We start from the raw sequence: 21,897 nt of genomic DNA on the forward strand, positions 1-21,897 counted from the left end.
CCTTACTAATTTAGCAAAATTCTATTAACTTCCTTATCCTTATTTAATTATAATATTAAAAATTACAATTCTTAATTATTCAATATAAATACCTTAGGTTATAATAGATAACCTAAGGTATTTTTTAATCTAAATCTAAAGTTTTAATAATTACTAAAGTTGTTATCTTAAAACTTAAAGTTCCTCTTTCTTTACTATAGTTGGGTATATATACTGATTTCTTAATTCTGCTATTTTACCAACATATAAAACATCCTTTGTTTTCTCATCTATAACAACTGCATACTCTTTTCCTGTTCCACTACTATTTTTTGTAACTTCAGTGTCTTCATATGCACCAATAGTTAAATATATTTTATTATCTATTATTCTAAAATCTTCCATACCTACAGTAAAATATTCATTATTGTCATCAATAGATACTTTATACTTCTCGCTGTTTGATATTATCTCATTATTATCTAAATTTATTTTTGTTATTTCAAAATCTAGATTTCCATAATCACTCTCACCTCGCGCTACTAGTGTAAGTATATTGCCTTCTATATTGTATTTATCTATATAATAATCTTCTTCAATATTTAAAGGTAGGGCTACAGTTTCAAACTTATTTTTGGCAACATTATAAGTTAAAAACTCAATCTTTCTTTCATATTTATTTTCTTCACTTAATTTATAGCTAAAGCTTAAGAAGTAACCTGTATCTTTATATGAAAAACCTATATTTCTTGAATTTGATATTATTTCCTCATCATTTCCAACTTTTTTTGTCAATATATGCTCACTAGTTTCATCTTCTAAGTTTAATTTAAATACACTTATTCTAGATTCTCTTGCGCCGTATACTTCATTATTATAACTATTTACATAGTCTGCATTATAATCAATTGACGTAATAATATAAAGTTCATTGTTATACTTTATTGGAATAACTCTATCATCTGAGTTTGCATCTGCTTTATCATAAAAATCTAGTGGTATCTTATATTCACTTATTTTGTTACTTTCTAAATCTTTTTCAGTAACATATGTAATAAATTGCACTTTATCACTTGAATTAGTTGATATATTATAATCTCTTGAAATCTGTACATACCCAAGCTTTTTATCATCTTTGTATAATGTATCATGGTACGAGTTTCTATGTTGCAATAAATCTCTATGCTCTCTATTAAAACTTGATACTCTATCCTCTGTAGAAATTTCTTTTGCATATTTATTAACTGTAAGGTTATCCTTACTAATGTTAACTTCCTTGGTTTTATAAAACCCTTCCCTTTGTTGGTACACTATACCAATATCAGCCAGCGCTTCTCTATTTCCATAAACATCAACAACCTTTGATTCATCTTTATTAGCAAATCCTAAATATATACAAGTAGCAAGCATAGTTACTGTAACTATTCCTAATACAACTTTTGACAGTCCTTTATTCATCTCTTTCCCTCCCTTACATATATATCTTCTTATTTAGAAGATAATATGATAGCCCTATTGATAGAGCAAATGTAGCTATGTAGAAAACAATGTGAGTTACTAAAAATACATCTGAAAATCCAGATTTTGATGTTGTTCCAATATACGTCATAATTATTCCTAAAATATATAATATTCCAATTACTACACCCTTCTTATTATAAGCTTTTTGAATCATTATCCCTGTAAAAATTACTATTACGGCTAATATTACCCCTATTAGATTTATCATTACAAAATCTAGTAAATATGGTTGAATAAGATGAAGATCCGTTCCTAATCTCACACCATGTACTAGTAATTCTTTCATTTCATAAAAACTTACTCCAGATAACACCTTAGTGCTACTTACTAAGATTACCCATGATAACATTTGAGTTACCATAACTCCATATATCATAACTACTACCATAATAGCCTTAGCTATATATATTGCAAATTTATTGTTTGGTAACATAAATAATGTATATGCTGTTTTACTTTTTCCAATAATATCTCTGTACCATATTATGACTGCATAAAATAAGCATAATACAACCGAAAATCCTAATAAAATTGTTGTAAATGCGTATGTCTCCGCAATCTTAAAATCTAAAAGCAATAGCTTTGCTTCTTGAGTTTTCAATAATCCTATTGATGCCTTTGTGTTTAACATACCTGCTGCCGTATTCATTACATTATAAAGGTGACTAGCTAATATCCCAATATTTAGAGTAAGAATCACACCTAAAAGAGCAAAGTATAATTTGTATATTCTTTTAAATTCTATATTATATAGCGTTAATATTTTATTCACCCCTATATACCTCCCTCATTTTGTCTATTATAGACTTGCCTTCTATCTCACGAGTTTCTTCAGCATTAAACTCAAATGCAGTTTTTCCATTATCAACAACTATTACATCATCAACTATCATCTCTATTTCAGATATTTCATGAGTAGTTATTACAATACTTTGCTCATCATTCATATATTTTGCCATTGCTCCTATAAACTCTTCTCTTTTGAATATATCTATTCCTGATAAAGGTTCATCAAGTAATGTGTATTTTGCATTTTGAGCAAATCCTAATATTATTTTTACCCTCGCTTTGTTTCCCTTTGATAAACTGCATATTAATCTATCATCACTTAAATTAAAAAGTTCTAGCATTTCATAGGCTTTTTCCTTATCCCAGTTTTTATAGAATTCTTCCATAAACTCAAAACTTTCTTTAATAGTAAGCTGTGGAAAATGACTATCTATATCTGGTACAAAGGCAAGTTTATTGTATGTATTATAGTTTATTTTTTCTCCATCTATTAATATTTCTCCACTATCTATTTTCGAAAGACCTGCTATTGCTTTTAATATTGTTGATTTACCAACACCATTTATCCCTAAAATACAAGTTATCTTACCTTCCTTTATTGTAAAAGACATATTATCAAGGGCTTTTAGCTTCTTGTATTTTTTACTTACGTTTTTTACTTCTATCATAACTTACCCCCTAGTATCTATCTTTTATAATCTCTATAATTTCTTCTTTCTCAACATTAATAGCTTTCATATTTTCTATAAATGAATCTAGTGATTCAGCAATAAGATTTTGTCTAATGCTTGCTATTATTTCACTATCATTAGTTATTGTACTTTGATAATTTCTAGCTGTATTAATAATTCCCATATCTTCCATCTCCTTATATGCTTTTTGAACTGTATTTGGATTAACTCTTAAATTTACTGCCATTTCCCTTCTTGAAGGGATAGGATCCCCTGAGTTCAAGCTACCTCTTACCACCTGCTGTTTAACATATCTAATTATTTGTAGATATACTGGCTCTTTGTCGTTTGGCATAAAGTTCATATCTTCACCTCCGTATTACTGTACTATGTCAGTAGTACACCTTATAAGTGTATTATATATGTAATACACCTCTTTAGCAATCACATTTTTTAATAATTTATATTTCTATTATTATTTTTATATAATAAAATCATTTCATATTATGGTGAATTTCTCTATTTTACTAAATTTCATCTATATATTAAATTAATAAAAGCTGTCTAAAAATTTTTAAAAGACAGCTTTTTGAGCCTAAATTATATAATATAACTACAAGTATTTAATTATTTCAGATAGTTTTCTAAAATATTTTTAACCATAGATACAACATATTCTGAAGAATATCTATCTTTAATATCTTCTATTATCATAGATATAGCTATTTTAGAATTATCTATTTCAACTGCAGCAAACCAACCATTTTGAGTTCCATTTTCATCATCTTTACTTTTTTTAATTTCTGCAGTTCCTGTTTTTCCAACAAGATTTACATTTTGTATTTTAGCTAAATTTCCTGTTCCATCACTGTCATTTATTACTCCAGAAAAATAATTGATAATGCCTTGAAGATATCCACTATTTATAGCTTCTTTGTAAACTTTAGCTTGGCTATTTTCACTTATCACTAATCTAGGAACCATAATTTCACCTTCATTTCCTAATGCACTGTAAACCATAGCCACATCTAAAGGAGTCATCAATACCTGCCCTTGACCATATCCACTATCTCCTAATAGTATTTCTGACTCTAATTTACCATTATTAGATACTTGGGATTGTTCCATAGGATATTCAAAAGGCAATTCTTCACCTATTCCAAATTTTTTAACACCTTCTAAAAACTTCTTTTCACCAATTTTTATTGCTTTATCTGCAAAATAAATATTGTCTGAGTATTTAATAGCATCATATAAATTTATTGTTCTACCTGGATCTTTTACTCTCGTTACCTTATAATTTCCCCAAGAACTATCCTTTTGCCAATTTAATCCTTTTATATCCATGGTTTCATTTGGATTTATTATATTATTTTCTAATCCTATAGCTGTAGTTATTAGCTTCATAGTAGAACCTGGTGAATATGCATTGTTTGCTCTATTGTCAAACTGAGCATTTTGACTTTCTTCATATAGTTTTATTATACTATCACTTTTATATGTTACTAATGTATTTGAGTCGTATGATGGTGAACTTACCATAGCCAGTACCTCACCACTTTTAGGATCTAATGCTACAGATGCACCTTTTTCCTGGTTCATTTTTGTGTATATATCTTTTTGAAGATTTGAATCTATAGATAGCTGTATATCTTCCCCATTTACTGTATCAGTTTTAGCTATTTCAATTTTTTCTTCTCCTCTTTCTATATATATACATACCCCATCTTTAGCTCTTAACTTCTCTTCATAAACTTGTTCTAATCCTTTTATTCCTATCTTGCTATATTGTGAATACCCTTTACCTTCATTTACTTCTAGCTTTTCTTTTGTTATATCACCAATATAGCCTATTAAGTTTCCAAAAGCTTCTCCATCTGCATATACTCTAGATGGTTCTTTTTTTACTGTAACTCCTTCAATTCCTTCTATTAAATCAGCTTTTTCTTGTTCATATATAGATATTTTTACTATTGGTATTAAATGTTCTGGATTTTTATTTTCTAGCTTCCCTTGAATGAATTCTAAACTTTTATCTAAAATTTTAGACATACTATTTATCTTTTCTTCTTTATTTACTTCAAATACTCTAGGATGAATATACACTTGATTTGCTTCTCCATCATATGCTAGCAAATTTCCATCTCTATCAAGTATCTTACCTCTAACACCTTTTTCTATTTGATACTTTAATTTATCGTCTTTAATCATTCCAGGTATTATTAAACCTTCATCCCATAGTACTTTATATTGGTTATCTTCTTTTACTACATCAACAATCTTATCTTCAAATTTAATATCTCCAGCTATTGTGTTCATCCTTATATTTATTAGTGTTTTTTTATCTTTATTTTCCTCTTTAACTTCAACTTCAATATTGTTTACACCAATACCAGAATATATTGTTGAGTATCTTTTAATAAAATCTTCTTTAGAAATATATTCTTTAGATTCTTGACTTAAAGCTTCATACATTTCATCATAATTTCTATCTTTCCAAGCTTTTGTATATTGCTGAATAGCATCCGTCTTACTATTATTACTACATCCTACCAAACCTAATGTAATAGTCATCATTAAAATTGTAATATATATTTTAAATATTTTTTTCATTTACCCATACCCCTAAATTTAAATTTACTACCTCAATTTATTTTTATAATCCTAATTAAAGTGTTTATTCTTAATAGCATCAACCTTTTCTTTATTAATTGATATCGCCTTTCCTACTTCTCCATCTAACATCTCCCACACAAAGTTATGAACTAATACTGCATTGCTAAAATCCCCTTCTTTCCATCTTAGTAAGGCATTATTTAGATAGCTTGCTGCACCTTCATCTTGAATATATTTTAATCCTCCTATAGCTTGATTAATATTAAATGGCGTTATTGGTATTTCACCATACTTTCTATCATCTACAGCCTTTATTATACTGTTAGACATTTGATGTACAAGCTGCACAGCGGAGTATTCACTTAGTGGTGCTTCTACATTCTCATAATTCTTTTGTGTACTTTTTTCTGGATTTTTCTCTTGGTTATCATCTATATTATTTTCATTTTTATCATTATTTTCTTGCTTCTCCCCTAAGTCACTAAATTTATCTATTTCTCCATCACTTTTGTTAACCTTGTATTCTGTAGGCTTCTCAAATTTTATTTTCCCTTCTTCATCAACTACAGCCCTTGGAAATACTTTATCTATACCTGTATATGATGCTAGCTCATCTATTTTTAGAGTATCATTTATATTTTGAAGAACTTTTTCCATAGGTGGTATATTATGAGCTAATGCTGGGCTATATACACCAATACATAAAATTACTGATATACTAGATGCCATACCTAATATATATTTTTTTCTTTTCTTAGCTTTCATTTCAGCTTTACCTTTGTTCATAGCTGCTCTAATAATATCTTTTTTGTTTTCTGGTATTTTAATAGAATCTATTTTTTCACTATCTATATAAAAATCTTCTATTTCTTTGTCTATTTCTTCTATACTTATAGCATCAATATCACTATCAATTACTTCATCTATATTTTCATCATATAGTTTTTTACTCATGTCTGTAGTCCTCCTTTAATAAACGTTTCATATCTTTTAATCCTTTTCTTAAATGGGTTTTAATTGTATTAATAGGACGGTCTAGAACCTTAGATATTTCTTCTACTTTAAGATCTTCTATGTATTTCAACATAATAGCATCTTTATACTTCTCCTCTAGTTCATCCATTGCATTATATAAATCTATTTTTATTTCTACCTTGTCGTCTACAACTATTTCTTTTACATAAGCACTTTCTTCATGTTGCAAGTCAACCATTCCTACTTTTTTAATATAATCATTACATACATTTATAAGTATTCTACTTATCCACGTTTTAAAATACCTGGGCTCCCTTAGCGATTTAATATTCATGTAAGCTTTATATATTGTTTCCTGTACTACTTCTAGTGCATCCTCCTCATGTTTGCACTTTAAATATGCTTCCTTGTATAATCTTTCAAAATATCTATCGGATAGCTGTTCAAAGGCTTCATCATCGCCCTTTATAGCTTTTTTTACTAAAATTATTTCCTCCATTTTATCCCCTTTCACGTAATTCATTTTTGTGCTTACACCAGTTAGACTGAAATTTTATTAAAAAGGTTTTAACTTTTTTTAATTTCAAATATATTTACCAAAAAAAATTCTCCTTATAAAAATAAGGAGTTTTTCTTACACTCTTTTATATATAATTGGTGATTCAAATCCAACTATTACTTTATTTCCTTTTTTTAAAATTTCATTTACCTCGAATTTATCCTCACTTAAAGTTTCATCTAAAAGAAAAGTTGTGTCTGAACCGAAATTGCTTAAGCTCCTACCATAAAATCCTCTATCTTCTGTATATTCGTATACCATAGGATTAAATTTATTAGATATTTTTAGGTCATTATAATCTATTTTTAAGTTTTCATTATAATTAGTAAAATCTTTTTTTATTATGTTTCCTAGAATTTCATATGAAATTAATTTCACCTTACCTTCTTCATTTTCTTCAAACAAAAATAGATGAGGTAATATATTAGTTTTATTAGTTTCTATATGTGTATAATAACTTTCCTCTATTACGAAAATACCTTTGAAATTATCAGGTAAATTATCTATTTTATGATTACATATTCTATTTATATGTTTAGCTAAAGGATGCACTATTTTACCTTCAGATTTTTCTTTTTCTATTTGTTCATTATTATCAAAATTCCCTACAATCATTTTTTTAAATAATTCAAATTCAGTCATTTAACTACCTCTTTTCATATATGCAATATTCTTAATATACGTAAGTAAAATTTAATTTTTATATTTTCTATTAACAAACTTATTTATATATTGTGTAATATTATCTAAAATAACCTTATTTAAATTCAAATAAAAATCACAACTAAATTAGCTGTGATTTTTGTATATATATATATTTTTATTATTTTATTAAGGCTTTACAAAGCCGATGCACCAAGTATGCCTGCATCATTTCCAAATTCCGCTATTACAATATCTGCAATTTCTTCATTACTAAATACTACATACTTTCTTATTAAATCTTGAAGTCCATCAAATATTATTTCACTGGCATTAGAAACCCCTCCACCAATTGATATAACATCTGGATCTATAAAGTTTATTATGTTTCCTATTCCCATTCCTAAATATTCTTTAAATCTATTTACAACGTCTATAGAAACGCTATCATTTTCTTTATAAGAATCGAATACGTCCTTAGCAGTAATATTTTCTATGTTCTTTGCTTTTTCTAGTATTAAACTTTTTCTGCCTTCCCCTATTAGTTTTTGAGCATATTTTATTATTGCTGTAGCTGAACAGAAAGTCTCAAAACATCCATTGTTTCCACAGTTACAATCGTAGTAGTTTTTATCTATTGTTACATGACCTACTTCAGCTCCTATACCATGAGCCCCAGATATTAATTTTCCATTTATTATTATACCGCTTCCAACTCCAGTTCCAAGAGTTAACATTATACCTGTATTATAACCTTTCATACTTCCAAATTTATATTCCGCTAATGCAGCAACATTTGCATCATTAGAAATATCAATTTTACAAGTTGGAAATACCTCACTTAATTTTTCTTTTAAATTACCATTCTTTATACCAATATTAACACAGATTATTTCTCCATGCTTATTAACCATTCCAGGAACACCTATACCTATAGTTCCTACTTCTTCTATACTTATTTTACATTCATTTATAATTTCTTTTACTAGGCTTGTTATATTATTTGCTAGAGCATCTAATCCACCTATTTTATCAGTTTCTTTGCTATTTTTGAAAACTATTTCCCCATTCTTAACTAAACCAGCCTTAACACTAGTTCCACCTATGTCAACTCCAATATTATACATGTATCCTCCTAATGCTTTTTCTTTTGATTATATCTATTTTTATTATACCTTATTTAAGATATTTTTACATTAGCATATATTTATTTATTATAATAAATGCTCCAATATCCAATATCTTCAAACCCTAATCTTTTATATATTTTTCCAGCTTCTTCGTTATCATAAAATAAACAAGGAATTTTATTTTCTCTAAGTAATTCAGAACAAATCTTCATCGTACACTTAGTTGCTAATCCCTTTTTCCTATAATTAGGATGAGTACCTACCCCTACAATCATAGCATGAGTCTTATTCTCTGAAGTACTTTTAGCCATTGCCACTACCTGTCTATCAATTTCTATGCAATAACCTCTACCTGTTTTAAGACCATTTCTTATACTATCAGCGCTAGTATTTTCAAACTCATCTATATAGTCATATAATTTTACTATTTTGTTTATATTTCCAAACTTTATTTTCTTAATTTTCGCATCTACGCTATTATCAACTAAAAATCTAGGACTCTCTAGCTTACAGAAATGTACGTGTCTACTTTGATTTAACCTAAGCACTTTGGCTAACTGGCTAACACACTCTGATTTTCCGCTTATCTCAGAATAATTCATTTTGTTTATTAATTTGTAAAACCCTTCTATGTCAAATTTTTTATCACCGTAAAATATTAGAAATTCAAAATACTTTAAAAGTACTCCTTGTATTTCTCCTTTTTTATTTACATCAGCCCAAATATTTAAAAAGTAATTATCATATCCATATCTCTCTATATCCCCTATTATAAATAGATTGAACTCTGGCTCTTTTTTTAGATATTCCATAACCTTTTGATGATGTTTGGAATTAAGTTTTGTTATCATATATTTCCCCCTGATTTGAAACTAAAGATAATCTCTATATTATTTAACTAAATAATTTTCTTGTTATAAAAAATATATGCTAAATTATTTATTTTTATTTTAACACTTTTTAAATTATTTTTAAGTCTTATGTAATAAGATTTTCAGGAAATATATTATTAAGGACTTTGTATATTCCTCAAAAATTTTTTAAGCGACTATGTCAGCGATTATATTTTACTTAAAATTATTAAGTTGGTATCACTTAATTACATTAGTTATTCAAGCATTATGAGCAATAATAATTTACTAATACGAAAAAAGCTGTATTAAAAAATACAGCTTCTCTTGTTTTTTGATTTAATTTATAATCCTAATGAAATTAACAACTCTTAGTAATTAAACTTTTATTATATATTTTCACAATTTACATTAATAACAACTTCTTTATCTTCTACAAAATTTACTTTTACTTCAAAGTTACTATATATGTTTTCATATCCATTGTGTATTAAATCAACGTTAACGTAAATTTTATCTTTTTCTTCTATGCTAAATTTGTATAGATTGTACTTTCCTTCTTTATAATCAAAAGATTGACCATCATCTTGATAATGTATATATTCAAACTTATCTTGACCACCATAAATATCTAATACTAATTTATCAATATTTGATTCATTAATATAATTCATGTTATTGAAATTAGGAATTATACTTCCCGCCTTAACATAAATAGGACAAACATCAAGAGGAGTTTCTCTAACAATATATTGTCCTCCACTTAAAACTTCCTTACTCCAATAATCTATCCATTTATTGCCTTCTGGTAAATAAACCATTCTAGCCTTTTTACCTTGCTCTAAAACTGGAGCAACCAGTATGTTTTCCCCAAACATAAATTGATCATTTATTTCATAAGTTTTTTCATCACTTTCATAATCTAAAAACATTGGTCTCATTACAGGAAGACCATCTTTTTCTCCCTTATAAAATATATCATACATATAAGGAATTAACTTATATCTTAACTTTATATACTTTCTATTAATATCTTCTGTCAACTTATCAAATGCCCAAGGCTCTTGATCCCTAGAATATATAGTAGTGTGGTTTCTAAATAACGGCGTAAATGTACCTACTTGCACCCAACGACTTAATAATTCAGGAGTACAATCATATCCAAATCCACCTACATCAGTTCCACAAAATGCCATTCCGCTTAAACCTAGATTCATAAGCATTGGTACGCTCATTCTTAAATGTTCCCATGTACTTTGATTATCACCGGTCCAAACTGTAGCATACTTTTGAGTTCCAGAATAAGCAGCTCTTGTAACTACAAAAGGTCTTTTATTAGTAGCTTTTTTTATACCTTCATAAGTTGCCTTATTCATCATATGACCATATACATTATGTATCTCTTTATGATCAACAATATTTCCATCTTCATTAAACTTTACATCATCTGGAAGTGGACCATTAAAGCTAGCTGGCTCATTCATATCATTCCATATTCCAGCTACTCCACTATCCATCATTATTTTTTGATTATTAGCCCACCATTCTCTAACATCACTATTCATAAAGTCAGGGAAAACTGCATTTCCTGGCCAAACCCAATTAGTATAAACTATACCATTTTTATCAGTTGCAAAATAACCATTTTCTAAGCCTTCATCATAAATCTTATAGCCTTTATCAACTTTTACACCTGGATCTATAATTGTAACTACCTTAAATCCATCATCCTTAAGATTACTTAACATGTTTTGATGATTTTTAAACTTGTTTTTATCCCAAGTAAATACTCTAAAATCATCCATATACTCTATATCTAAATATATGGTATCGCAAGGAATATCCTTCTCTCTAAACTTCTTTGCTATATCCATAACATTCTCCTCTGGACAATATGCCCATCTACACTGTTGATATCCTAATGTCCATAGTTGAGGAATAGGTGTAGTTCCTGTTAAATATGTATATCCTTTTATTACTTCTTTAGTAGTTGGTCCATATATAAAGTAATAATCTATGTTACCATCTACAGATGCGAAATAATAATAATTAGAGTTTTCTTTTCCTAAGTCAAAATGTGCTTCGAAGGTATTATCAAAGAATATTCCAAAAGCTTCTTTTTCTCTTAGATTGATGAAAAATGGTATTGATTTATATAACTTTTCATATGTCTCTCCATGTGGTGTTGGATCATCAGTATTCCAGTTTATATAGTGGCATCCTCTTTTATTTAAATGACCACTTCTTTCACCAAATCCGTAGAAGTACATATTATCTTCTAATTTTTTAGGTATAAATACCTTATAATCCATGTGGTCTGTAGGCTTATGACCTTCTTGCATAGCAATATCTAGTCTTCCCGCACAGTTTTTTATAAATGGTTCTCTTTCTCCTCTATAGTCTTCACAGATTAATTTATCTTCTTTATTATATATATCTATTTTAAATTCATCATATACTCTTACTTTTAGACCCTCAGTTTTTATTTCTATAAAATCTATAGTTTTATTTACTTCAAATTTGCAGTTAGCGACTTTTAAATTTTCTATTGCTTTTGATTTTTGTTCATTATTAAATATAGGAACAAAAAAGTTAATTATATACGGATTTATTATATTTATCTTTGCATATGTATTCGTAAATTTTATTTCTACACTGTTGTCTTTTATTTTATATTCTTGTATTTTACCAAACATATTTTTCTCCTCAGTTTATTAAGTAAGATTGTATTCTTCATACATGTAAAATGCTAAGTCAGTGCAGTCTGTGCACCAACTTAGCTTATATTTTTATACTTTAATTATTATTTAGTAATGGACTTATGCCATTAATTACTTGTATGTTTTTAAATGCCATCATTAGATACTCCTGCGCTTTTAGTATCTCTTCTTTTTCAACTTCAACAATGTCTATAATTTGCTTAACCTCATTTAGTACTTCTTCAAATGTTTCATCAGTTATTCCTAATTCTTTATATTCTTCTTCTATTTTATTTACAGTTTCTATAAAGTTGTATAAAGTTTCTTTGTTGTCTAATACTATTACTTTATCAACATCTAATCCTAAAACTTCTATTTCATATATTCTTGTTGCTCCACCGCTACCTTGTTCTGATTTATTTATATTAACTCTTACGTATCTTGATAATTCATAATTTAAATCATCCCTAGATACAGCATCTTTATTTCCTTTTACATCCTTAAGTTTTTTCCATTCAACGCCATCTTTACTAACTTCTATTGAGTATTCAGATGTATTCATACTTCTTGCTTCTCCACCAGCTTCAGCGTGACTTATACGAAGTTCTTTAACTGTCATTTCTTTACCTAAATCTACTTCTATCCAATTTCCTTTTTCCCCAAAAGCACACCATTTGCTATTTAGCTTTCCATCAAAAGCATACTTAGCTCCTTCAGAATCATTTACTTGAGCATTAGCCTTTGCTTCTTTATTTAATGATAAGTTTGATAATCCATCTTTAGCTTGGTTACTAACTACTATAAAGTCTTCTTTAGAGTTAACAGTTTCTCCTGCAGGATTTGATACTGTTTGAGTTACAGAATATACACCTGGCTTATCAAACTTTACACTTACTTCATTTCCTTCTAATTCTTCGTCCTTGTGTAATCCTTTTATGTTCCACTTAACTTTATCACCAGCTAATGACTTATCTGTAAATGTAATTGATTGTCCTGGTGCTATAATCGGTTCACTTACTTCAAAATCAGCTTTTGGAGCTTCTAATTTAGGCCACTCTACACTTACTTTTGCTTCATACCTTGAATCAGTATCATTTAATTTATTAACTGGTTTTATTATAAAGTTTGTTTTTGTATCAACTGAAAGCTCTCTTTCTATATCTTTTACATAAAACGCATTACTTGGTGTTGCCCCAACTAATTCTCTGTTTCCATCTTTATCTTCTATATATATTTCATAGTGACTTACATCTTTTCCTGCTTTATCCCAAGTTAATCTTACATTACCATAGAAGTTATCTATAACTTTAAATTCCTCAACTTTCAAATTATTAACTTTCGCTAATTTGCTTCCTTTATTATTATCAGTTATCGATAATTCTCCAAGGTTTAATTTATAGTCGCTTTCAGCCTTGTTTCCTTCAACTATTAAAGATATTTCTTTTATTGTATCTTTTTTAAACTTGCTTAATGATGCTTTAGCTTCTACCCATTCAGAATCTTTATTAGTTTCTAAATCTATTATTTGAGTTTTATTCTTTTCAAAAACTAACTCTAATTTAAGCTTTGAAGTATCTAATTTATTTTCTTTATATCTTAAACTTACTTCAGCCTGATTAGTTATATCTAAGTCAGAAGCGTATAGTTTTACCTTTGTGCTTCCGCCTTTTTTAACGTCACCTTCTAATGATATTGAATTTCCTCCATAGAAACTTTCAGAGTAGTCAATATCTGCACTTAAGTTATTTTTATTATTATCAACCACCCATCTATATGTAGGAAGAACATCCATCATACCTCTGTGATTCCAATCATCATCTGAAACTTGTTTTCCATCTACATTAAAGAACTCTCCATTACCCATTGAGAAGTTAGTTACGAAAGGAAGCTCTGTAACAGGACTTTTTTCAACTATGTTATTAGATATTCCCTTCCAATTTTCTTTACTTTCTTCTCTTGGATCTCCTTTTTCATTTACCCAGAATCTTTCTTCTTTTTGTAAGAACTCTTCTACAGTTTTAGAAGAATCATAAGTCCATGATGGTACATATAGACCTAAAGAAGTGTTAGCATCTCCATCTTCTGAGAAAATGTAATCCCACTTTACATTAGTGTTATATCCATTAGCCTGTACATCTACTCCTGTGTATAAATCATACTTACTTCTTCCCATAGATTCTGCAAGTTCACCTGATTCTTTTAGTTCATTACCAGTCACTTCATGTATTAATCTATTGTCAGCATCATCAGGGTCTACCACAGAATATTTATCTTCTGTCCACCAGAAGTTTAAAAACATACCATCAGATAATTTTTGTTCTTTTTCTCCTAAAAAGCTTTTATTATATTCTGTTAATCTATTTTGCCAGAAAACTCTACCATCATCTATCATTGAGTCGTACCATATTATTTGCATATCTTCAGGCTTTATTTTTTGTAAATAAGCCATAAATTCTTTCATTAAATCAGCAAGCTCAGGATTTAAGTATTTGCTACTTCTATGACCTGTTTCTTGATTTAAAAACCATCCATCAAAGTTATAGTGAGCGGCAACTTCAACTAACTTGTCCGCCATTGGGAAATTACCATTTTCGTCTTTAACTAAAAAATCATACAACCAATCAAACTTTCCACCATAATCTTCTGGTGGGAAGAATACTGTTCCAAGTACAGGAACTCCATTTGTATGAGCTGCATCAGTTAAATCAGCACTTGGTGGAACTATTAAACCTTCACCTGCTGAGCCTCCCCATGCTACTAATGTATCTACATATTGCCAGTAACTAAAGTTATATCCTTCAAAAACATTTTTTCCTTGAGATGGTGTTGAACTTGTTGTCTTATTAGCTATTGCTAAAGATATTACTTTTGCATCTTCATTTTGTGAGTTTTGTTGTTTGTTTCCATTTGTTCTTTCTTTAAGATCTACATTAGATACGTTATACTTTGCATCTTTATCAGTTTTTGGATCCCACTTTAATAATTCATTTGGATACCAATATGAAGAAAATGGCTGACCATTTATTTCTTGAACACCTAAATCTGAATCTAAAATTGCATAACTAGTATTTGATACTGCCGAGAATAATAACATTGCTGCTATTGCTGATGATATAAGCCTTCTGTGTTTCATTTCTTATCCCCCTATTTTTTTATTTAAAAAATTATATAAAGCACCTATTTTTCCTGAGTCATTTTGGAATTTACAAGTGTCTATAACCACAGTATCTAATATATCTTCGTTTAAAAGCTTTAATTTGTCTTCTACATTTTTTATTAAATCATCTCTTACACTTACTCCTCCGCCAAGTAAAACCTTTTCCGGGGCAAAGCTATAAACTATGTTATAAATCCCGACTGCTAATGAGAAGTAAAACTCTTCGATTAATTCTATAACTTCTTTATCTCCTTCTTCAGCTAATTTAAATACTCCAATTCCATCTAATTCCATATTTTTCGTTTTATTTACTCTAGCAATTAAGTTATATGTTGAACCTAATCTACTAAAAGTTCTCATATTCATTTGGTCTAAATCTTTTAATCTATGGTCTAGTATATTTATTCCAAACTCCCCTGCCATACCTCTATAGCCTCTATATAATTGGTTATTTATAAAAACTCCGCCACCAATTCCAGTTCCTATTGTTATACAAACAAAGTTTCTGTTATCTACTGCATTTCCCATGTATTTTTCTGCCATAGCAACACAGTTTACATCATTATCATATGCACAGTCTAATCCTGTGTTTTCTTTTATATATTTGTTTAGATACATATCTTGAAGATCTATTACTTGTCCCATAAAATGTATATATCCATCGTCATCTATTCCACCGGGTACACTCATCGCTGCACCTTTTAAATCGTATTTTTCTTTAAATTCATTTATTATATCAACTAGTATTTTTTGTGTTTTTCCTTGTCCTTGTTCTGGTGTGTGTACAGAATATGATTCTATCATTTCACCTTCTTTAGTCATTATGCTATATTTTATAGCAGTTCCTCCAATATCAAATACTATATAATGCATATATCCTCCCTCATATTTCAATATTTACGATAGCTTATTGTTTAAGCTATCGTAAATATATTTAGATAATATAAATCTTATTTAAAATCCATTATTTTCTATTAATTCTTTAAACCAATATGCACTCTTCTTAGGAGTTCTTTTATAATCATTATTTATATCCACTTCTACAAATCCATATCTATTTTTATATGAGTTTAACCAAGACCAGTTATCCATAAATGTCCATAGATGATATCCTTTTAAGTTTGCTCCTTCTTCCATAGCTTTATGAGCCCATTTTAAATGCTCACTTACAAATTCTATACGATAATCATCTTCAATTCTTCCATTTACTTTAAACTTATCTTCTCCTTCTACACCCATACCATTTTCTGATATAAAGAAAGGTATGTTTTTGTAGTTATCTCTAATATTTATAGATAAATCATATATACCTTTTTCATATATCTCCCATCCTCTGTGAGGATTTATTTTCTTTCCTGGCATATCATAAAAATCAAAGAATGATTCTGGAGTTAATGGAGAACCTTCTTCTATTTTACTTTCCTTTGCTTTTACTCTTCTAGGTTGATAGTAATTTACTCCTAATAAATCAACAGTATTGTCTTTTATTACAGCTAAATCTTCTTTTGAGTATTCAGGTAAAAGATTTTGTTCTTTTACAAATTCTATCAATTTCCCAGGAAATTCTCCAAATACAGAAGTATCTAAGAATGAGCGATTTAATATTAAGTCAGCTACTTCTGATGCTTTTAAATCTTCTTCGCTATTACTTCTTGGATATGAAGGAGTTAAGTTTATTATTATTCCTATTACTCCACCTTGGTTTAACTTTTTGTATTCCATTATTGCTAATGAACTAGACAACATTATATGATATCCTACTTGTATTGCTCTCTTAAAGTCTACTACTGCCGGATAGTGATATTCTCCTAAATATCCACACTCTACAGGTACTATAGGTTCATTATGAGTGAACCATTTTTTAACTCTATCTCCAAATAGCTCAAAGCATTTTTTAGCAAAATGTTGATATGAAGCAACAACTTGACGATTTTCCCATCCCCCAATTTCTTGCAAATACATTGGCATATCAAAATGGAATAAGTTTATAAAAGGTTCTACATTATTTTTTATCATTGTATTTATAACACTATTATAAAACTCTACTGCTTTCTCATTAACACTTTGGTCTTTGTTTATAAGTCTTGACCAGCTAATAGAAAATCTAAATGAATTGTGACCAAGTTCCTTCATTAAAGCTATGTCTTCTTCATATTTATAGTAAAAATTACTTGTATTGTGCGGTCCTATATTATTGTGAAACTTTTCAGGCGAAACTTCGTACCAATAATCCCATATATTTTGATTTTTTCCATCTATATTATAAGCACCTTCCATTTGAGTCGCTGAAGATGCACTTCCCCACCAGAAGTCTTTTGGAAATGTGTAGTTCATGTTTATCCTCCATATTATATAACTATAAATCCTTAATTTAAGTTTATATATTTAAAGCTCATATACAAATATACGAGCTTTTAATTTACTTCTTAACTTTTATGCCACAGTAATCTAATACTAGTTCACAGAACATCATATTTGCCCATGAGAACCAATCTCTAGTAAACTTATTAGGGTCATCCGGATGGAATCCTTCATGCATTAAATATGTTCCTGCATCAGTATTTTTCATTGTTTCAAGTAGCTCTTTCTTCTTGTCTATATCATTTGTTGTTAATCCTTGCATAGCAAGTGAAATATGCCATATATATCCTTCTGGAGTGTGAGGACTTCCTACTCCACTTGCATATTTACCAATATGGAACTCTGAGTTTTCAGTACTTAATATAAAGTTTCTAGTATTTACATACTTTTCATCATTTAAGTCTGCATAACCTAAGTATGGTATAGCAAGTAAGCTTGGTAAGTTTGCATCGTCCATTAAGTTATAGTTACCTAAACCATCTACTTCATAAGCATATATTTCTCCACATCTTGGATGATTATATACTGCATGTTTTTGTATTCCTTCATTTATTTCATTTCTTAAAGCTACTGCTTTTTTAGATAATTCTTCATCCTTAAGTATTTCTCTACTTATTTCATCTATATAATTTAATACAACTACAGCAAACATATTAGATGGTACTAAGTAACTGTATGTACACGCGTCATCACTTGGTCTAAATCCACACCAAGTCATTCCTGTTTCCTTATGAACTGGTCCTTTTCCACCTCTAGCTAATGTATCTAATTGTCTACAATCTAATCTTTCAAATGTGTATGGAGAGTTTTCTTCATGATTTTGTTCTACTTTCCATAGATCTATTATTGTATTTGCAGCTTTCTTAAACGTTTCATTGAATTGTGAAGTTCTTCCTGTGTTTTTGTATAATAAATAACTTAATTGTATCGGGAAACATAGCGAGTCTATTTCATACTTTCTCTCCCAGATTTCTGGTTTCATTTCTGTTAAATCACTTTGATGCCCCATACCATTAGCTTCTTCATTAAAAGCATTCGCATATGGATCTACTAATATATATCTAAATTGTCTTTCAACTAATCCTTCTATCATATCAGCTATTTCTTTATCTTCATTAGCTAAAACTAAGTATGGTCTAACTTGGCATACAGAGTCTCTTAGCCACATAGCTGGTATATCTCCAGTTAATACATATGTAGTATTATCATCCATTCTTTTTATAGTTGTATTTATAGTATTTAAGAAACATTTTTCAAACATTTCTCCTAATTTAACATCATCTTTTAATTGTTCTTTTACTTTATCTATTAATGTATTTACTGAGTTGTACATACTTTCCCTCCATAATATAGAAGGTACTCCACTACTAATAGTAGTAGAATACCTTATTTTAAAGTTTACAATCTTTAATTGTAAATTTATTGGCTAATTAATTATTTTTGCTCTGCCATCCATGCATCATATTGACCTTGTAAAGTTTCCATAACCTTATCTATTCCAGCTGCATCTAACTTTTTATTTAAATTAGCTAATTGCTTTTCTGGATCTACAGAACCAGTGAATAATGGAGCCTTGAACTCTTGAATTATATTAGATATTGTTGCTATTTCTGTACTTATACTAGAAGTATCAGCGTAGAATCCTAATGTAGGAGATGCAACAGCTTTATTGTTGAATGCTTCATATTGATCTATTCTATCAGTTGGATCTGTATCATAGTTCTTAGTTAAGAATACATTTCCTAAAGCCCAAGATGGCATAGACCATGAGTTTTTACCTTGTTCAGTCTTAGTTATAGTTCCATCTTCATTTGTAGTATAGTGAACATCTTCTATACCTCTATCTACTAAGTTTCTTAAGTATTCATCAGTATTTAATAAGTTTAAGAATTCCATTGCTTTTTCAGGATTCTTAGAAGATGCAGATATAGACATTACAGAACCTGTTACTGAGTTGTTTATTGTTAAAGGTTCATGCATTTCAGTATACTTAACTTCATATCCTGCATTTGATGACCACATTTCACCAGCACCTGGAGCATATTGATCTTTTCTAACAAACCAGTTTTCAACACTCATTTCGTGTGGATCTGTATCTGTTGCAGCTTGTGAATGTATATATCCTTTTTCATAGAATCTTCTTAATGTATTTAAAGTATTTTTAACATCTTCTTCTTCATATATATTTACTATCTTAGTAGTGTCACCTTCTAAAGCTATACCGAATGGTAAGTTTTCACCTAATAAGAAGTCATAAGGCATGTAAGGCACAAAGTTTGCTCCTGCTGCCATTGGCATTTTTAAGTCAGGGAACTTAGCTTTTATTTTTTCTAATTGTGGCTCTAAGTCTTCTAATGATTTAACATTAGTCATATCTACGCCAGCTTCTTCTGCCATTTTAGCATTGTAAGCCCAAACCATTTGTTGACCAACTTCCTTATTTGCAGGAACTCCGTATAACTTTCCATTTATAGTTGCTCCTTCTAAGAATAATGGATCTATAGTTTCTTTTAATTCCTTTCCTTTACTATCTAATAAGTCACTTATTTCTAAATAAGCTCCTTTTTGAGCATTTAAAGCATAATCACTTGCGAAGGCTATATCATATGGCTCTCCTGAAGATGTTATAACTTGCATCTTTTGCCCATAATCTCCCCAGTCTACCATTCTTAAATCTAATGTAACTCCTATTTTTTCAGCTGTATATTTGTTAACTTCTTCCATAACCTTAGCTTGGTCTGGTTGAGGAGTACCTATCATGTACCATACTAATTCTGTTGCATCTCCATTTGAACTAACTTTTTGATCTTGATCTTTTGAACTTGAACATCCTGTAAGTATAGTTGAAGACGCTATTGTCATAACTACGAATAAACTTGCTAACTTTTTTAATTTCATAAATAAAATCCCCCATTGATGTAATTATTTATCTTATAGCCTACACTTTATGGTAGGCCATATTAACTTAATTTTTTGTTATTCTTTTACTCCACCTACTGTTAATCCACTGATAAAGTATTTTTGGAAGAATGGATATGTACATGCTATTGGTAATGTCGATATAACAACCATTGCCATTCTAACAGATTCTTGTGGTAATGCACTCATAACTTCTCCACTTAACATTGCATTTTGTCTTATGAATTCCATATTCTTTTCTATTTTCATAAGCATGTGTTGAAGTGGTACTAGATGTTGATAATCGATGTATAACATTGCATTGAACCAGTCATTCCAATATGCTAATGTTGAGAATAATGCTATTGTTGCTATACCAGGTAAAGCTAGAGGTATAACCATCTTTACGAATATTTTAAGCTCACTCGCTCCATCTATTCTTGCAGATTCTATTATTGATTCTGGAACAGATTTTTGGAAGAATGTTCTCATTACTATTATGTTAAATACGTTAAAGGCTAATGGTAATATCAACGCCCATATTGTATTTTTAAGGCCTAAAACTTGCGTCATCACTATGTATGAAGGAACCATCCCTCCACCAAATAACATAGTAAAGAATGCTAAGAATGTAAATTGCTTACGATAAGCAAAGTTTGGTCTAGATATTGCATATGCATATGTAGATACCATAGTTACATTTATTATAGTACCAAGTATTGTTATCATTATAGTTACCATATAAGATTGTGCTAAGGCACTACCTGATTGTAATAAGTATTTATATGCATCGAAACTCCATTCTTCTGGGAATAAAGAGTATCCATTTTGTAATAATGATTGTTCTGATGTTAATGAAATAATTATTACAAATATAAATGGGAAAATACATGCTATAGCAAATATTGCTAGTATTATGTTTGCAATTATATTTGTAACACCTGTAAACCCTTCATTATAGGCTTTCTTTTTCTTTGAGAAAAGACCAGGCTTTTTTTCTTGTTTTACTGTAGTTGAACTCATATTTTTCGGCAAATACTGCCTAACCC

17 protein-coding genes are annotated in these 21,897 nt (G+C 29.0%); all 17 read right to left on the reverse strand.

Annotated features, from left to right (window positions below):
• Window positions 1-174: 174 nt before the first annotated feature.
• Window positions 175-1,437: a hypothetical protein gene (locus ACI48P_RS02825; RefSeq protein WP_475213257.1), complete on the reverse strand. Its 1,263-nt coding sequence runs from the start codon at window positions 1,435-1,437 to the stop codon at window positions 175-177.
• A 13-nt stretch (window positions 1,438-1,450) separates the two neighbouring features.
• Window positions 1,451-2,272: a hypothetical protein gene (locus ACI48P_RS02830; protein WP_475213258.1), complete on the reverse strand. Its 822-nt coding sequence runs from the start codon at window positions 2,270-2,272 to the stop codon at window positions 1,451-1,453.
• The gene (locus ACI48P_RS02835; protein ID WP_475213260.1) at window positions 2,265-2,957 is read right to left on the reverse strand and encodes an ABC transporter ATP-binding protein; all 693 of its coding nucleotides are present in this window, start codon (window positions 2,955-2,957) and stop codon (window positions 2,265-2,267) included. Before ACI48P_RS02835 ends, ACI48P_RS02830 begins: the two co-directional genes overlap by 8 nt.
• Window positions 2,958-2,967: 10 nt before the next feature.
• The gene (locus ACI48P_RS02840) at window positions 2,968-3,324 is read right to left on the reverse strand and encodes a GntR family transcriptional regulator (RefSeq protein WP_475213261.1); all 357 of its coding nucleotides are present in this window, start codon (window positions 3,322-3,324) and stop codon (window positions 2,968-2,970) included.
• A gap of 263 nt (window positions 3,325-3,587) precedes the next feature.
• Window positions 3,588-5,573, reverse strand: coding sequence for a penicillin-binding transpeptidase domain-containing protein (locus tag ACI48P_RS02845; protein WP_475213263.1), 1,986 nt, complete (start codon window positions 5,571-5,573; stop codon window positions 3,588-3,590).
• A 51-nt stretch (window positions 5,574-5,624) separates the two neighbouring features.
• Entirely contained in the window at window positions 5,625-6,530 is a 906-nt protein-coding gene (locus ACI48P_RS02850; protein ID WP_475213265.1) for a DUF6241 domain-containing protein, read from the reverse strand.
• The gene (locus tag ACI48P_RS02855; RefSeq protein ID WP_475213267.1) at window positions 6,523-7,050 is read right to left on the reverse strand and encodes a sigma-70 family RNA polymerase sigma factor; all 528 of its coding nucleotides are present in this window, start codon (window positions 7,048-7,050) and stop codon (window positions 6,523-6,525) included. Before ACI48P_RS02855 ends, ACI48P_RS02850 begins: the two co-directional genes overlap by 8 nt.
• A gap of 135 nt (window positions 7,051-7,185) precedes the next feature.
• Window positions 7,186-7,752, reverse strand: coding sequence for a hypothetical protein (locus tag ACI48P_RS02860; protein WP_475213269.1), 567 nt, complete (start codon window positions 7,750-7,752; stop codon window positions 7,186-7,188).
• A gap of 197 nt (window positions 7,753-7,949) precedes the next feature.
• Window positions 7,950-8,879 (reverse strand): ROK family protein, encoded by a 930-nt coding sequence (locus ACI48P_RS02865; RefSeq protein WP_475213270.1) that lies wholly within the window; start codon window positions 8,877-8,879, stop codon window positions 7,950-7,952.
• Window positions 8,880-8,959: 80 nt separating this feature from the next.
• Complete coding sequence (locus ACI48P_RS02870) at window positions 8,960-9,733, reverse strand: GNAT family N-acetyltransferase (protein WP_475213271.1); 774 nt, start codon at window positions 9,731-9,733, stop codon at window positions 8,960-8,962.
• A gap of 389 nt (window positions 9,734-10,122) precedes the next feature.
• The gene (locus ACI48P_RS02875; RefSeq protein WP_475213273.1) at window positions 10,123-12,429 is read right to left on the reverse strand and encodes a glycoside hydrolase family 31 protein; all 2,307 of its coding nucleotides are present in this window, start codon (window positions 12,427-12,429) and stop codon (window positions 10,123-10,125) included.
• A gap of 100 nt (window positions 12,430-12,529) precedes the next feature.
• The gene (locus ACI48P_RS02880) at window positions 12,530-15,565 is read right to left on the reverse strand and encodes an endo-beta-N-acetylglucosaminidase (protein ID WP_475213274.1); all 3,036 of its coding nucleotides are present in this window, start codon (window positions 15,563-15,565) and stop codon (window positions 12,530-12,532) included.
• Window positions 15,566-15,568: 3 nt separating this feature from the next.
• Window positions 15,569-16,462 carry an ROK family protein gene (locus tag ACI48P_RS02885; protein WP_475213276.1) on the reverse strand — a complete coding sequence of 298 codons (894 nt, stop codon included), beginning with the start codon at window positions 16,460-16,462 and terminating at the stop codon, window positions 15,569-15,571.
• A gap of 81 nt (window positions 16,463-16,543) precedes the next feature.
• Complete coding sequence (locus tag ACI48P_RS02890) at window positions 16,544-17,923, reverse strand: glycoside hydrolase family 1 protein (protein ID WP_475213278.1); 1,380 nt, start codon at window positions 17,921-17,923, stop codon at window positions 16,544-16,546.
• Window positions 17,924-18,008: 85 nt separating this feature from the next.
• A complete protein-coding gene (locus ACI48P_RS02895) occupies window positions 18,009-19,283 on the reverse strand; it encodes a glycoside hydrolase family 125 protein (protein ID WP_475213280.1) in 1,275 nt (424 codons plus the stop codon).
• A gap of 101 nt (window positions 19,284-19,384) precedes the next feature.
• Complete coding sequence (locus ACI48P_RS02900; RefSeq protein WP_475213282.1) at window positions 19,385-20,848, reverse strand: ABC transporter substrate-binding protein; 1,464 nt, start codon at window positions 20,846-20,848, stop codon at window positions 19,385-19,387.
• A 78-nt stretch (window positions 20,849-20,926) separates the two neighbouring features.
• Window positions 20,927-21,883 (reverse strand): carbohydrate ABC transporter permease, encoded by a 957-nt coding sequence (locus ACI48P_RS02905; RefSeq protein ID WP_475213284.1) that lies wholly within the window; start codon window positions 21,881-21,883, stop codon window positions 20,927-20,929.
• Between the last annotated feature and the right edge of the window lie 14 nt (window positions 21,884-21,897).

This window comes from Romboutsia sp. LXY-2 (assembly GCF_056171995.1).

What these genes read in the sequence shown, in the direction of transcription:
- ACI48P_RS02825 (WP_475213257.1), bottom strand. Translation starts at nt 1,437, where the DNA reads ATGAATAAAGGACTGTCAAAAGTTGTATTAGGAATAGTTACAGTAACT.
- ACI48P_RS02835 (WP_475213260.1), bottom strand. Translation starts at nt 2,957, where the DNA reads ATGATAGAAGTAAAAAACGTAAGTAAAAAATACAAGAAGCTAAAAGCC.
- ACI48P_RS02840 (WP_475213261.1), bottom strand. Translation starts at nt 3,324, where the DNA reads ATGAACTTTATGCCAAACGACAAAGAGCCAGTATATCTACAAATAATT.
- ACI48P_RS02845 (WP_475213263.1), bottom strand. Translation starts at nt 5,573, where the DNA reads ATGAAAAAAATATTTAAAATATATATTACAATTTTAATGATGACTATT.
- ACI48P_RS02850 (WP_475213265.1), bottom strand. Translation starts at nt 6,530, where the DNA reads ATGAGTAAAAAACTATATGATGAAAATATAGATGAAGTAATTGATAGT.
- ACI48P_RS02855 (WP_475213267.1), bottom strand. Translation starts at nt 7,050, where the DNA reads ATGGAGGAAATAATTTTAGTAAAAAAAGCTATAAAGGGCGATGATGAA.
- ACI48P_RS02860 (WP_475213269.1), bottom strand. Translation starts at nt 7,752, where the DNA reads ATGACTGAATTTGAATTATTTAAAAAAATGATTGTAGGGAATTTTGAT.
- ACI48P_RS02865 (WP_475213270.1), bottom strand. Translation starts at nt 8,879, where the DNA reads ATGTATAATATTGGAGTTGACATAGGTGGAACTAGTGTTAAGGCTGGT.
- ACI48P_RS02870 (WP_475213271.1), bottom strand. Translation starts at nt 9,733, where the DNA reads ATGATAACAAAACTTAATTCCAAACATCATCAAAAGGTTATGGAATAT.
- ACI48P_RS02875 (WP_475213273.1), bottom strand. Translation starts at nt 12,429, where the DNA reads ATGTTTGGTAAAATACAAGAATATAAAATAAAAGACAACAGTGTAGAA.
- ACI48P_RS02880 (WP_475213274.1), bottom strand. Translation starts at nt 15,565, where the DNA reads ATGAAACACAGAAGGCTTATATCATCAGCAATAGCAGCAATGTTATTA.
- ACI48P_RS02885 (WP_475213276.1), bottom strand. Translation starts at nt 16,462, where the DNA reads ATGCATTATATAGTATTTGATATTGGAGGAACTGCTATAAAATATAGC.
- ACI48P_RS02890 (WP_475213278.1), bottom strand. Translation starts at nt 17,923, where the DNA reads ATGAACTACACATTTCCAAAAGACTTCTGGTGGGGAAGTGCATCTTCA.
- ACI48P_RS02895 (WP_475213280.1), bottom strand. Translation starts at nt 19,283, where the DNA reads ATGTACAACTCAGTAAATACATTAATAGATAAAGTAAAAGAACAATTA.
- ACI48P_RS02900 (WP_475213282.1), bottom strand. Translation starts at nt 20,848, where the DNA reads ATGAAATTAAAAAAGTTAGCAAGTTTATTCGTAGTTATGACAATAGCG.